General features: G+C 67.7%; 11 protein-coding genes. 5 read left to right on the plus strand and 6 right to left on the minus strand.

Features of this window, described 5'->3' with window-relative positions; translation table 11 throughout:
- The first annotated feature begins 54 nt into the window (after nucleotides 1-54).
- From V5D55_RS11970 to V5D55_RS11990, 5 genes are all read left to right on the plus strand, one after another.
- Nucleotides 55-1,968: an ABC transporter ATP-binding protein gene (locus tag V5D55_RS11970; RefSeq protein ID WP_435743276.1), complete on the plus strand. Its 1,914-nt coding sequence runs from the start codon at nucleotides 55-57 to the stop codon at nucleotides 1,966-1,968.
- On the plus strand, nucleotides 1,965-3,779 hold the full coding sequence (locus tag V5D55_RS11975) for an ABC transporter ATP-binding protein (RefSeq protein ID WP_435743278.1): 1,815 nt from the start codon (nucleotides 1,965-1,967) through the stop codon (nucleotides 3,777-3,779). The genes V5D55_RS11970 and V5D55_RS11975 overlap by 4 nt, the downstream gene beginning before the upstream one ends.
- 132 nt (nucleotides 3,780-3,911) lie before the next feature.
- Entirely contained in the window at nucleotides 3,912-4,721 is an 810-nt protein-coding gene (locus V5D55_RS11980) for a hypothetical protein (protein WP_435743280.1), read from the plus strand.
- 88 nt (nucleotides 4,722-4,809) lie between these two features.
- On the plus strand, nucleotides 4,810-5,052 hold the full coding sequence (locus V5D55_RS11985) for a hypothetical protein (protein WP_435743282.1): 243 nt from the start codon (nucleotides 4,810-4,812) through the stop codon (nucleotides 5,050-5,052).
- 53 nt (nucleotides 5,053-5,105) lie between these two features.
- Nucleotides 5,106-6,146 carry a LacI family DNA-binding transcriptional regulator gene (locus tag V5D55_RS11990; RefSeq protein ID WP_435743284.1) on the plus strand — a complete coding sequence of 347 codons (1,041 nt, stop codon included), beginning with the start codon at nucleotides 5,106-5,108 and terminating at the stop codon, nucleotides 6,144-6,146.
- 19 nt (nucleotides 6,147-6,165) lie between these two features.
- Here V5D55_RS11990 and V5D55_RS11995 read toward each other — a convergent pair whose 3' ends face one another.
- From V5D55_RS11995 to V5D55_RS12020, 6 genes are all read right to left on the minus strand, one after another.
- Nucleotides 6,166-7,614 carry a GH1 family beta-glucosidase gene (locus V5D55_RS11995; protein WP_435743286.1) on the minus strand — a complete coding sequence of 483 codons (1,449 nt, stop codon included), beginning with the start codon at nucleotides 7,612-7,614 and terminating at the stop codon, nucleotides 6,166-6,168.
- On the minus strand, nucleotides 7,611-9,845 hold the full coding sequence (gene yicI / locus V5D55_RS12000; protein ID WP_435743288.1) for an alpha-xylosidase: 2,235 nt from the start codon (nucleotides 9,843-9,845) through the stop codon (nucleotides 7,611-7,613). The genes V5D55_RS11995 and yicI overlap by 4 nt, the downstream gene beginning before the upstream one ends.
- Nucleotides 9,845-10,732: a carbohydrate ABC transporter permease gene (locus tag V5D55_RS12005; protein WP_435743290.1), complete on the minus strand. Its 888-nt coding sequence runs from the start codon at nucleotides 10,730-10,732 to the stop codon at nucleotides 9,845-9,847. Before V5D55_RS12005 ends, yicI begins: the two co-directional genes overlap by 1 nt.
- Entirely contained in the window at nucleotides 10,732-11,691 is a 960-nt protein-coding gene (locus V5D55_RS12010) for a carbohydrate ABC transporter permease (RefSeq protein WP_435743292.1), read from the minus strand. Before V5D55_RS12010 ends, V5D55_RS12005 begins: the two co-directional genes overlap by 1 nt.
- A gap of 58 nt (nucleotides 11,692-11,749) precedes the next feature.
- A complete protein-coding gene (locus V5D55_RS12015) occupies nucleotides 11,750-13,057 on the minus strand; it encodes an ABC transporter substrate-binding protein (protein WP_435743294.1) in 1,308 nt (435 codons plus the stop codon).
- A 128-nt stretch (nucleotides 13,058-13,185) separates the two neighbouring features.
- Nucleotides 13,186-14,199 (minus strand): LacI family DNA-binding transcriptional regulator, encoded by a 1,014-nt coding sequence (locus V5D55_RS12020; protein WP_435743295.1) that lies wholly within the window; start codon nucleotides 14,197-14,199, stop codon nucleotides 13,186-13,188.
- Nucleotides 14,200-14,320: the final 121 nt, after the last annotated feature.

Consider the following 14,320-nt stretch of genomic DNA (forward strand, 5'->3'; position numbering starts at 1 on the left):
TCTCATCCGCCTCCCTTCCGCAACCGCTTTCCATACGAAACTCGTCTGAGAGACATGTCTTCCTCGCCTTCCCCGCAGAACCCCTCGCCCTCGTCCTCGCTCTCCACTCCGGCCGCACTGTGGCGCCTGAAGCCCTTCGTCAAGCCGGTCATCTGGCGGCTTGTCGGCGGTGCCGCCAGCGCGCTCATCGCGGCGATCATCGCCCTGATGATCCCGATCGTGCTCGAGCAGATCATCGGCGGCCCCGTCCGCTCCGGTGAGATCAGCGCCATCGCGGTCGGCGCCCTCGTCGTTTTCGCCCTCGCCCTCGGTGAGGCCGTCATGGTCTGGCTGCGTCGCCAGTTCGTTCTCAACCCGGCCACCGAGGTCGAGTACCAGATGCGCACCACGCTCTACGCGCGCCTGCAGACGCTGCCGGTCTCCTTCCACGACCGGTGGCAGTCGGGTCAGCTGCTCAGCCGCATGATGCAGGACATCGGCCTCATCCGTCGGTGGCTCGCGTTCGGGCTCGTGCTGCTCGTCGTGAACATCCTCACGATCATCATCGGATCGGTGCTGCTGTTCCGCTGGCACTGGCTGCTCGGAGCGATCTTCCTGGTGACCGCGATCCCGCTGTGGATCCGCGGCTACCTGTTCGAGAAGCGCTACGGCGCGCTCACCCGTCGCAGCCAGGACCAGGCCGGTGACCTCGCCACCAGCGTCGAGGAGAGCGTGCACGGCATCCGCGTGCTGAAGGCCTTCGGGCGCGGCAAGCACGCGCTGAGCCGGTTCAGCCGTCAGGCCGAGACGCTGCGCGAGACCGAGATGAGCAAGGCCAGCGCGATCGCGTCGATCTGGTTCTGGCTCGACCTGATGCCGCAGATCGCGTTCGGCGCGAGCCTGATGTCGGGCATCTGGCTGATCTCCCAGGGCGCCATCGACGAGGCGCAGCTGTTCGCGTTCTTCGCGATGGCCGTCGTGCTCCGCTGGCCCATCGAGTCGATCGGCTTCCTGTTCTCGTTCATGCTCGACGCCCGCACGGCGACCGACCGCGTGTTCGACATCTTCTCCGAGACGAACAGCATCAGCGACCCCGAGCACCCGGTGCACATCGAGCACCCGCGCGGGGAGCTCGCCTTCGAGAACGCCCACTTCCGCTATCAGGACGCCGGTGCGAACGAGCGCGATCTGCTCGACGGCATCGACCTCGTGCTGCGACCGGGCGAGACCATGGCGCTGGTCGGACTCACCGGAAGCGGCAAGACGACGCTCACGACCCTGCCCACCCGCCTGTACGACGTGACCGGTGGAAAGGTCACCCTCGACGGCGTGGACGTGCGCGACCTCCCGCTCGCGGAGCTCCGGCAGCACATCGCCATGGCGTTCGAGGATGCGACGCTGTTCTCGGCATCCGTGCGCGAGAACGTGCTGCTCGGGCGCGCCGATCTCGACGTGCACAGTGCCGAGGGCGAGCGGGTGCTCCGTGAGGCGCTCGACGTCGCGCAGGCGTCGTTCGTCGACTCCCTGCCCGACGGCGTGGAGACCGTCATCGGCGAAGAGGGCCTCAGCCTCTCGGGGGGTCAGCGCCAGCGACTCGCGCTCGCGCGCGCAGTCGCCGCGAATCCGAAGGTGCTCGTGCTCGACGACCCGCTGTCGGCGCTCGACGTCGACACCGAGGCACTCGTGGAGGAGGCGTTGCGGCACGTGCTCGCCGACACCACCGCCATGATCGTGGCGCACCGCCCTTCCACGGTCGCGCTCGCCGACCGCGTCGCCCTGCTCGAGGCCGGGCGCGTGACCGCGGTGGGCACGCACTCGGAGCTGCTGAAGACGAGCCGGCACTACCGGCATGTCATCTCCAGCCTCGAGGCCGAGGAAGCGGCCCGCACCGGGGCGATCCCGGTGATTCGCGATGAGCCGATCGACGCCGACGATGCGTCGGCAGAAGCGACAACAGTGTTCGACGACGAGAAGGAGGTGCAGCGATGAGCTCCGCCATCACCGGAACCCAGGACGAGGATCGTTCGCAATACACCCGCGAGGAGAGCCGGGAGATCCGTCGTCGGTCGCTCCGGCTGCTCGGCTCCCTGGTCCGCCCGCTGAAGCCGCAGATCGTGCTGGCCGCGGCCGTGCTGGTGGTATCGACCGCTCTGCAGGTCGCAGGGCCGATCCTGATCAGCATCGGGCTCGACCGCGCGCTGCCCGCCGCGGTGAAGCAGGCCGACTGGATGCCGACCTTCATGATCGGTGGCATCTATCTGCTCGCCGGCGTCTTCGCCTCGGTGCTGATCGCCTGGTATGTGATCATCGCCGCCAAGCTCACGCAGGCGGTGCTGCTCGACCTGCGCAAGCGCATCTTCCTGCACACTCAGCGTCTCAGCCTGGAGTTCCATGAGTCGTACACGTCCGGCCGCATCATCTCGCGCCAGACCAGCGACCTCGACTCGATCAAGGAACTGCTCGACGGCGGTCTGAACGAGCTCGTCTCGGGTGTGCTGTTCGGTCTGTTCACGTTCATCGCACTGTGCTTCTGGGACTGGCAGTCCGGGTTGATCCTCGCGATCGGCGGCGTGCCGCTGTTCTTCCTGATGCGCTGGTTCTACTCGCGTTCACAGCTCGTGTACCGCGAGTCGCGCGTGATCAGCGCGAAGGTGATCGTGCAGTTCGTCGAGACGATGACCGGCATCCGCGCCGTCAAGGCGTTCCGCAAGGAGCCGCGCAACGACAAGGCGTTCCAAGACGTCGCGGGCGACTACCGCGACGTCAACCGCCGGTCGATGCTGCTGTTCGGGACGTTCGAGCCTGGGCTCATGGGGGTCGCGGCGCTGGTCCTGGGCATCGTGGTGCTCTGGGGCGGCATCCGGGTCTCCGAGGGTGCGCTCACGGTGGGTGTGCTGCTGTCGGCGGTGCTCTACGTGCGCAACTTCTTCGCACCCATGCAGGAGATCGCGATGTTCCTCAACTCCTACCAGTCGGCGACGGCTGCGCTGGAGAAGGTCTCCGGCGTCCTCGAAGAGGTGCCGACGGTTCCGGACCCCGAGAAGCCGATCGACCTGTGGGAGTCCCGCGGTCACATCTCGTTCGACGAGGTGACCTTCGGGTACAACGGCGAGAAGACGATCCTCCCGATCTTCTCGCTCGACATCCCCGCGGGGCAGACGATCGCGCTCGTGGGCACGACCGGCGCGGGCAAGTCCACGTTGGCGAAGCTCATCTCGCGGTTCTACGACCCGTCGAAGGGCCGAGTGACGCTCGACGGACTGGACCTGCGTTCGCTGCACCCGAAGGATCTCCGCCGCGCGATCGTCATGGTCACGCAGGAGGCCTACCTGTTCAGCGGCACGGTTGCCGACAACATCGCACTCGGCAAGCCCGACGCGACGCTCGACGAGATCAGGGCCGCAGCCCGCGCGGTCGGAGCAGACGGATTCATCTCGTCGCTGCCCGACGGGTACAGCACCGACGTGAACAAGCGCGGCGGTCGGGTGTCGGCGGGGCAGCGTCAGCTGATCTCCTTCGCCCGGGCGTTCCTCGCCGACCCTGCGGTGCTGATCCTCGACGAGGCGACGGCATCGCTGGACATCCCGTCGGAGCGCCTGATCCAGGACGCGCTGCAGACCCTGCTCAAGGACCGCACTGCGATCATCATCGCGCACCGTCTCTCGACGGTTGCGATCGCCGATCGTGTGCTGGTGATGGAGCACGGGCAGATCATCGAGGACGACACCCCTGACGCTCTGATCGGCGGTACGGGCAAGTTCGCGCAGCTGCACGCGGCGTGGCAGGAGACCCTGGTCTAGGGGTTCCGGCCCCCGGCATCCGTCACCTTCTGCGGCCACATCTGCACGATGTGGCCGCAGAAGGTGGGATCGGCCGCAGATCTGGGGGCCGACCCGAGACCGGAGTCCAGGTCCGCTGGGTAGCATCGAAGCATGGACCCCGTACTGCTCGCCGAGTGGTGGTGGGTTGCGCCTTCCGTGATCGCGGCGGGCACAGTGGGGGTGATCGGTGTGAACCGGCAGCGCAAGACGAGCGGCAGGCGCCTCGCGTTCGACGCGGCGCGCCACGACCTCGCCACGGCACGACAGGTCGCGGCCGAGAAGCGCACCGCGCTCAAGATCGCCCGCGCCGACTACGCGCGCGTGGCCGCTGAGCGTGCGGCGCAGCGTGCATCCGCCGAACAGGTCGCCGGTGCCCGACGGATGCTGCGCGAGAGGGAGCGTGATGCGAAGGCCGCTGCGGCCGACGTCCGCGCCCGGCAGGTGCGGCTGAATGCGGCGCGGGCGGCCATCCCACCGGCATCCGCTCCTCGGCCCATCGAGCGTCTGCGCGCGGAGCATGACGCTGTCGTCGCCCGGTGGATGCAGTACGAGACCGATCCGGCCCTGCAGATCGCGTACCCGGCGATGACCGATGTGAAGCGTCCGGCCACGGCCGCGTATCTGCGCGCGGTCGGACAGGCGAACGAGACGCGCCGCGCCGCGGAGGGACGGATCACCGCCGCCGAGTTCGCCGCCTATCGGGATGCCGTCGCCGAACTCGAGCGGGCCTTCGAGGCCGCCGAGCACGCCGCGAAGGTGCAGGCGGGGGAGTCACCGTCGAATCAGGCGTGGCAGGACACGGCGCAGGACATGCTCAGCCGCTCCGCCGAAGCGATCGATCGTGCGGCCGGGGCCGCGGCATCCGCGCTCTCCGCGTGGAGCAACCGCAAGCGTCCCGGCAAGTCGGACGACCGCCGCTGACCCGACGGGATCGAGACTGATTCATCCTTCCTCTGGCGGACTCTGTACCGGTATAGTATCGTCTTCTGTACCGATACAGAAAGGCCGGATGATGGAACACCAGACGATCACGGCACTCGTCCAGGCCGAGCGCCGGACCACCGCGTATGACCCGCACCGTCAGCGTCGCCTCGATGCTCTCCGCGAGCGGGACCGTGCCATCGCCGCACGTGCGAGGGCGGAGTGGCGGTTGCGCGTTCGTGCAGCCGTCGCGCGTGGCATACGCCGCGTGGCGGAGGCGATCGAGCCTCCGCGTGCGGTGTGCGCCACGGGCGCAGCCGATCCATGCTGAGCCCCGCCGACCCCCTTCTCCCGTCAGGCAGAATGGGGACGGAGGTGGTCGACGTGGCGCGAGTGACGCTCAAGACGATTGCGGAGCACGTGGGCGTGAGCCGCATGACCGTCTCGAACGCGTTCTCCCGCCCGGATCAACTCTCCGAAGACCTTCGCGCGCGGATCCTGAGCGCTGCCGACGAGCTCGGATACGCGGGGCCGGACCCGGCGGCGCGTGCGCTCGCCCGCGGTCGCACCGGGGTCATCGGCATGGTGCTGACCAACTCGCCGCGAGACGCGTTCACCGACGACGTGGCCGTGGGCTTCGTTCGGGCGGTCGCGGGATCGTTGGCGGATGCCGGGTACTCCCTCGTCCTGCTGCACTCCTCCCGGGATGCCGGTGTGGACCCGGCGCGTGACATCGCCATGGACGGCGCGATCGTCTACTCGTGTGCTCCGGCGATGTCGGCATACAGCGCCCTGCGGGAACGCCGGCTGCCCATCGTGAACGTCGAGGGCTCGCCGCTGCCCGGAGTCCCGGACATCGGCATCGACAACTCGTCCGGCGCGTACCAGGCGGCGAAGCACCTCGTCGAGTTGGGTCACACACGCATTGCGATCGTCGTCGCCGCTCTCGATGCCGACAACCGACCGTCGTCCGAGATCTCTCTCGACACGGCGTCCCCCACGATCTCCCGGCGACTGCACGGATGGATGCGTGCACTCGATGAAGCGGGGATCATCCCTTCCCTCGTCGGAACGCCGCGTGTGGCGATCGACGCGATCCTGCAAGAGCGGATCGATCGGATGCTCGACGACCCGCCGACTGCCGTCCTGGCCTTCTCCGACCTCGCCGCGCTCGAGGTGATGGAGCGGGCTCGGGATCGCGGCATCCGCGTTCCCGAGCAGCTGTCGGTCGTCGGCTTCGACGACAATCCGCTCGCCGCGCGCGTCTCTCCGGCGCTGACGACGGTTCGTCAGGACATCGATGCGAAAGGTGAGGCGGCGGTGCAGGCTCTGCTCACGCTGCTGCGTGACGAAGAGGCAGGCTCTCCGCCCCTGCTGCCGACTGCGCTGGTGGTCCGGGCGTCCACGGCTCCACCGCGCGCGTGACTCGGCAGGCAGTCGAGCGCTAGGCGCCGACCGTCCGCGTGCGCACCAGCTCCCTGTACCAGTGCCCGGAATCCTTGACGGTGCGCTCGAGCGTGTCGAAGTCGACGCGCACGATGCCGAAGCGCTTGGCGTACCCGTAGCCCCACTCGAAGTTGTCGAGCAGCGACCACACGAAGTAGCCGCGCAGGTCGACGCCCCGCTCGAGGGCTCGGTGCGCCGCGGTGAAGTGTCGCCGCAGATAGTCGGTGCGCTCGGGGTCGGGCACCGAGCCGTCTTCCGCCACCGCGTCCTCGAAGGCGGCGCCGTTCTCGGTGACCATCAGAGCCTGTTCGGGGAACTGCTCCGACAGGGAGACGAGCAGCTCCTCGAGGCCCTCCGGTGCGATGTTCCATCCCATGGCGGTGTACGGCCCCGGCTGCTCCACGAACTCGACGACCTCGTTGCTGCCCGGCCAGGCCGTGCCGCCCTCCGCGCCCTTGTGTCCGTCGTTCTGCTGCTTCGGCGAGACACCGTCCCAGAGCCGCACGGTCGCGGTCGAGTAGTAGTTCACGCCCAGCACGTCGATCGGCTGGTTGATGGTGGCGAGGTCGCCCTCTTGCACGAAGCTCCAGTCGGTGACGGATGCCGTGTCCTCGAGCAGATCGGCCGGGTACTCGCCGCGCAGCATCGGACCCGTGAAGGCGCGGTTCGCGAGGGCGTCGATCCGGCGCATGGCCTCGGCCGCCCCGTCGCCCTGACCGCGCAGCACATGGAAGTTGAGGGTGACGGAGTAATCGGGGTCTCCGGTCGATGTCGCCCGGAGTGCCTGGATCGCCCGCCCGTGCGCGAGGTTCAGGTGGTGGACGGCCGACAGAGCGGATGCCGACTCGTGCCGCCCCGGCGCGTGACCGCCCTGACCATAGCCGAGGTAGGCCGAGCACCACGGCTCGTTGAGCGTGGTCCAGGTGTGCACGCGGTCGCCCAGCGCGCGGCCCATCACGGACGCGTACTGCTCGAACGCGTCCGTGGTCGCACGGGAGGTCCAGCCCCCGGCATCCTCCAGATACTGCGGAAGGTCCCAGTGGTAGAGCGTCGCCACCGGACGGATGCCGCGTTCGAGAAGCCCGTCCACCAGTCTCGAGTAGAAGTCGATGCCTGCCTGGTTCACCTCGCCGGAAGCGGCGGGGACGATCCGCGGCCAGGCGATCGAGAAGCGGTAGGCTTGCAGCCCCAGGTCCGCCATCAGGTCGAGGTCCTCGTCGACGCGGTGGTAGTGGTCGCACGCCACGTCACCGGTGTCGCCGTTCCAGACCCGCCCCGGTGTCTTGCTGAAGGTGTCCCAGATCGACGGAGTGCGACCGTCTTCGGCGGCCGCGCCCTCGATCTGGTACGACGCGGTGGCCGATCCGAACGTGAACCCCTCAGGGAAGACGAGGCCGGAGCCCCGGTAGTCGTCGGCAGAAGCGAGCGAAGCGAGCGGGGTGGTCATCCGGTGATCTCCTCGAGGTCGACGTCGTAGGTCACGGTGCGTCCGCCGGGGCTGGTCACGGTCACCGAGGCGGTTCCCGTGCCGCCGGCGAAGACACGCAGCTGCAGTCCGTCATGGTAGTCGTACTCGGGGCTGTCGACACGGGCTCCCCAGGGGAGCGCGGTACCCGGGCGCGCGTACAGCGGGAGCGAGTCGAAGTCGTGCGTCTCGCGACGCCACGCACCTCCGGTGACGGTCTCGCCGGTGAGCAACGACGTCCACTCGCCCGCGGGCAGGTAGAAGTCCACGACACCGTCCGCCGAGAACACCGGCGCGACGAGCAGGTCGGACCCCAGCATGTACTGGCGGTCCAGATACACCGCCGCGGGGTCGTCGGGGAACTCGAGCACCATCGGCCGCATCAGCGGGACGCCGGTCGCCGCGGCATCCAGTCCCTGCTGATATAGGTAGGGCATCAGCCGCATCTTCAGGTGGGTGAAGCGGCGCGTCACCTCGACGGCCTCCTCATCGAACGCCCACGGCACGCGATACGAGCTCGAGCCATGGAAGCGGGAGTGCGAGCCGAGCAGACCGAAAGCCGTCCAGCGCTTGAACACCGCGGCATCCGGTGTTCCCTCGAAGCCTCCGATGTCGTGGCTCCAGAATGCGAAGCCGGTCAGCGCGAGCGAGAGCCCGCCGCGTAGCGTCTCGGCCATCGAGGCGAACGTCGAGGTCGAGTCGCCGCCCCAGTGCACCGGCATGCTCTGGCCGCCGGCGGTCGCCGAGCGCGCGAACAGCACCGCGTCTCCCTCGCCGCGGGCGTCGGTGAGCACCTCGAACACCGCCCGGTTGTACAGGTCGGTGTACAGGTTGTGCATGCGCTCGGGATCGGCGCCGTCGGCCCAGACGACATCCGTGGGGATCCGCTCGCCGAAGTCGGTCTTGAAGCAGTCGACGCCCTGAGCGATGAGGCGGCGCAGGTGCCCCTGGTACCAGGCGGTCGCGTCCGGGTTCGTGAAGTCGACGAGTCCCATCCCGGCCTGCCACAGGTCCCACTGCCACACCGATCCGTCGGCCCGCCGCACCAGGAATCCCTGGTCGGCCGCCTCGCGGAACAGCGGAGAGCGCTGCGCGATATAGGGGTTGATCCACACGCAGACGCGCAGATCCTTCTCGTGCAGGCGCCCGAGCATGCCCTCCGGGTCGGGGAAGACCCGCGGGTCCCACTCGAAGTCGCACCAGTTGAACTCGCGCATCCAGAAGCAGTCGAAATGGAAGACCGACACCGGCAGCTCACGTGCCGCCATCTCGTCGATGAACGAATTCACGGTCTGCTCGTCGTAGTCGGTCGTGAAGCTGGTGGACAGCCAGAGTCCGTACGACCAGGCGGGCACGACCGGAGGGCGACCGGTCAGCGCCGTGTACCGACCGAGGACATCCTTCGGCGTCGGTCCGGCGATCACGAAGTACTCGAGCGCCTCGCCCGACACCGAGAACTGCACGCGCTCCACGGCCTCCGAGCCGATCTCATACGAGACATGGCCCGGGTCGTTGACGAGCACGCCGTAGCCGCGGTCGGACAGGTGGAACGGCACATTCTTGTACGCCTGCTCGCTCGAGGTGCCGCCGTCGGCGTTCCACACCTCGACCGTCTGGCCGTTCTTCACCAGAGGGCCGAAGCGCTCGCCGAGTCCGTAGATGTGCTCGCCGACGCCGAGGTCGAGTTGCTCGTGGACGAAGGCGGATGCCGCCGGCGCAGTCCCGCCCTGGCGGGCGTTGGACACGATGCCCTGATCGACCTGCGCCCCGGGCGCGAGTTGGATGTATCCCTGCGCCTTGTGCCCGCTTCCGGTCACCCGGCGACCCTCGACCTCGAAGGAGAGATTCCACGGAGCGCCGGGAGCGATACGTGCGACGAGCGCACCGGCATCCACGATTCCGCCGCTCTCGGACACGGTGACGGACGCCGCGCTGCCGCCGGCACCGGGAAGCGTGAAGCCGCTGTGTCGCAGCCCGCCGGAGTGGTGCTCGATGCGCACGCGGATCACGCCCTCGGCAGGGGAGGAGAGGGTCGTCGTAAGCACCGGGCGGTTGAGCACATCGCCGCGTTTGGCGATCACGGTCGTGGGCGCCGTGATGACCAGACCCGGGCCGTCGGGGGTGTCGCCGATCTCAGCGATGTCGTACGCCTCCTGCGCGTGAAGCGCGGTGACGCCGGGACGCAGCTGCCAGAACCCGTCGGTGAACTTCATTACTTGACTGCTCCTGCCGTGATGCCGCGTGTCAGCGTGCGCTGGAAGATGAGGAAGAAGATGAGCGTGGGGATGATGCCGAGCAGAGCCGACGCGCTGGTCGTGGTGACGTCCATCAGTCGATCGCCCTGCAGCACGCTGATCGCGACGGGTACCGTCTGATTGGCGTTGGATGCGAGGAACGTCAGCGGGATGAGGAACTCGTTCCACGTCCAGATGAAGAAGAAGATCAACAGCACCGACAGCGTCGGCCGACTGATCGGGAAGACCACGCGCCAGAGGATCTGCCAGCGGGTCGCACCATCGAGCGATGCGGCCTCGAGGATCTCCTTCGGGAAGGTGCCGTAGACCGATGACAGGAGGTAGGTGCCGAAGGCTGCCTGGATCACCGTGAAGACGATGATCACCGCCCAGACGTTGTCGTAGAGGCCCACCGACTTGAACATGTAGTACAGCGGGTAGAGCAGCGCTTCCTGCGGCAGCAGGTTGGCCATCAGGAACAGCAGCACGATCCAGCTGCGACCGCGGACGCGGCCGATCCCGATCGCGAAGGCATTGAGCATCGAGATGACGACGGCCAACACCGACACGATGCCGGCGATGAAGATCGAGTTCCAGACCTTCTCGGGGAAGTTGACGCGCTCCCAGAACTTGATGATCCCGCCGAAGTCGAGCGTCTCGGGGAAGGCCAGCGGACCGGAGGTCGCATAGTCGAGCGGCGACTTGAACGAGTTCACGAGCACGAGGTAGAAGGGCGCGATGACCAGCAGCGCGCCGACGACGACGAGTGCGAGCAGCAGCCAGTCGACCGGCCGCTTCTTGGTCATGCCGCCTCGGGGGCGCGTCTTGCCGGGCTTGCCGGTGACGATGGCAGTCGTGGCGTGCATCACAGTCCCGCCCTTTCCTTGCGCTCGAGGGAGTTCTGGACGCGGATGAAGATGATCGACACGATGACCACGACGATCGTGAGCACGGTGGCGATGGTCGCGCCGTAGCCGACGTTCCGCTTCGTGAAGAACTCCTGATACGCGTAGTAGGCGGGCACGAGCGTGGACCCGGCCGGCCCTCCGCGCGTGATGATGTAGACGGGACCGAACACCTTGAGTGCCGCGATCGTGCAGGTCAGCGTCACGACGAAGATCTCCGGGCGGATGATGCTCATCGTGATGGCGGTGAAGCGCTGAAGCCAGTTCGCGCCATCCAGTTCGGCGGCCTCGTAGAGTTCGGGATCGACGCGCTGGAGAGCAGCCATGAAGACCACGACCGGGTAGCCCAACTGCACCCAGACCATGACGACCATGAGGACGATGAGCGCGGAGGGCATCTGCCCCAGCCAGTCGTAGGCGGGAATGCCGAACGCGCCGAGGATCTGGTTGAGGGCGCCGTCACCACCGGGGCGCACGATCCAGCCGATCACGATGCCGGCGACGGCGATCGGGAGGATCTGGGGGAGGTAGTAGGTCGCCCGGAGGAAGCTGCCGACCTTCCCGCCGAACTTGCGTCCGACGACGTCGAACAGGAGTGCGGCGACGATCAGGCCGACGATCGTCGGGACGACGACCATCGCGAGGATCATCCACACCGAGTTGGTGAAGGAGGTCCAGAAGTCGCTGTCGGTGAGGATCTTCTGCCAGTTCTCGAGCCCGATGAACTCCGGGGTGCGTACGCCCTTCCACTTCGTGAAGGTGAGATACACGTTCCAGATGAGCGGGACGATGACGACGACGAGCAGCAGCGCGAAGCCGGGGAGCAGGTACATCCAATAGGCCCCGGTCCCACCGCTGCGCTGCGGAATCGACGGCTCTTCGGGCGGCAGCTTGGTGCGGCCGCGGGTGGCGAGAGACATGGTCACCTCCAGGGAGAAACGGGGGGCGGCGCTTTCGGACGCCGCCCCCGTGGGCGGATCAGCGGTATTCGGAGGTGCCCTCGTCGTACTGCTCGCCGAGGTTCGTGTTCGTCGTCTTCACGTCCTGCACACCGGTGACGAGACCCTGGAGCTCCTGCACGATCACGTCGTAGAAACCGGGAGCGGGCCAGTCGGGGTAGAACGAGAGGCCGTCGGCGTCGAGCACGCCGTTGAACGTCGCGATCAGCTCGGCGCTCTTCTCATCGGTGATGTCGGCCGTGTCGGCGGCGACGGGCAGCCCGCCGTTGTTGCCGATGATGGCCTGGATCTCGGGGCGCATCGTGATGTCGATGAACTCGTAGGCGAGTTCCTTGTTCGCCGCGTTCTCCGGGACGACCCAGAGGTTGCCCGAGGAGCCGAGAGAGAGATCGGCACCCGGGAAGGCGGTCATCGACCAGTCGAAGCCGGTGGCCTCGGCGACGAAGCGTCCGAACCACCAGGAGCCGGAGACGAAGATCGGGGAGGTGCCGTTGATGAACGAGACGCCGGCATCCTCGGCCTTGACCGACGACACGTCGGAGGCGATGTAGCCCTTGTCGACGTACTCCTTCAGGGTCTCGGTTGCAGAGGTGACCTCATCGCCCTGCCAGTCGACCGGCTCCTTGTACAGCTGGTAGTCGTCGACGAATCCGCGGTCGCCCTCCATGAGCGCGAGCTGATACCAGAGCTGTCCGAGCGGGTATTCGGCGCCGGCCTCGGCCAGCGGCGTGACCCCCTTCGCGACGAACGCGTCCAGCACGTCGACGAACTCGTCATAGGTGGTGGGGATCTCGAGGCCCGCCTCGGCGAAGGCATCCTTGTTGTAGTAGACGCCGACGAACTCGCCGTAGTTCGGAACGCCGAACCAGGTGTCGCCGCCCATGACTCCGTCGTCGGTGTACTTGGCGGTCGTCTGCAGGGACGGGGCGAGCTTGTCGTCCCAGCCGTACTCTTCGACGGCATCCGAGATGTCGGCGATCAGGCCGGTCGACGCGAGGAAGCCCGCGGTCGCATTGCCCTTGTTGAACTCCATCAGATCCGGGGCGGCGTCGGTGTCGAGCACCTGGCTAGCCGTCTTCTGGATCTGCTCGAAGGACTTCTCCTCGAACTCGACCTTGGCGCCGGTCTCCTCTTCGAAGATCTTGATGGATTCGGCCCAGGCCTTGCCCATCGCGCTGTCGGCGCCTTCATAGTGCCAGAGCTTGAGGGTCTTGCCGTCGCCGCCCTCGTCTCCTGCGCCGGCGGTGCAGCCGCTCAGCGCGATCCCGGTCGCGGTGAGCGCGGCCATCACGGTCAACGCCTTCGTCCTGCGGATGTTGCGTGCCATCGTCGGCACTCCTTTCTCGGTGGCCTCGAGGGCCGGACACTTCTCTGGGTCAGGGTGTTCAGTTGTGGGTGAACCGGTCATCGAAGCGTTTCGACGACGGTCGTGGCGAAGCGGAGGCTCCGCGGTCGTCATCCCCGGGGTGGGGCGACCGATCCGACGGAGTGGTATTCGGGTGGGAGCAGATGGATCTCGGGGGGCACGTTCGCCTCTTCCAGGTGGCGGACCGCGAGGTCGACCGCGAACTCGCAGGACAGCTGCGGAATCAGCGGGATCGTGTCGACCGCGACGGCGAGGCCGGACGTGTCGAACGACGCCGCCGCGGAGATGACCGAGACGTCGTCGCCGACGCGGTGGCCGCGTTCGCCGAGCACGGCCAGGAGGGCCTCGTGCACGTCATCCACCGCGTGCACGACGAAGGCGCGATGGCCGTCGTCGAGCGCTGCCTCAGTCGCCGCGCGGACGGTGGCGATGTCGGTGGCGGCTGCGCCGGTGGTGGCGGTACCGAGTGTCACGCCGCGTTCGCCGGCGCGGGTCGTCACGCCGTGCAGGAGGCGGCGGGGGAAGTTCGACTTCCGGTACGACAGCTCGGTCTGCCCGAGGAGCGTGATGCGGCTGTGGCCGGCGTCTGCGAGATGGTCGACGGCCAGGCGTCCGGCAGCCTCGAAGTCGAGGTCGACGCAGGTGAGGCCGTGCGCGTCTTCGGGGATGCCGATGAAGATCGTCGGGGTGCGCACGGAGCGTGCGATCGCCGCGCGCTCGTCGTCGGGCGCGACGTCGAGGACGAGGATCGCGTCGACGAGATTGCTCGCAGCCACGCGATTCATGCCCTCGGATGCCTGCGCGTCGGTGAGGAGGAGGATGTCGTAGCCGCGACGCCGTGCCGCCACGGCGGTCGCGAGCACGAACGCCATGTGCGTGGGGGCGTGCGTGTCGGCGCGCAGGGGCTCGGTCAGGGCGAAGATGTGCGTGCGGCGCCCGGCGAGCATGCGCGCACCGGCGTCCGGCTCGTAGCCGAGGGAGAGTGCGGCGTCCTCGATGCGTCGACGAGTCTTCTCGGAGACCGGGCGCTTGCCGCTGAGGGCGTAGGAGACGGTGCTGATCGAGACACCGGCGGCCGCGGCCACCTCGTGAATCGTCGTCATCGTGACTCCATCGTCGTCGTGCGGGAAGCAATCGTCGAAGCGTTTCGCTACGCCTTCTTCAGCGATGATACGCACGCGCTCCGATGCGCGCAAGCTTTTTGTGGTCGCCCGCAACATATTC

Source organism: Microbacterium sp. PMB16, from assembly GCF_051294855.1.
GTDB lineage: Bacteria > Actinomycetota > Actinomycetes > Actinomycetales > Microbacteriaceae > Microbacterium.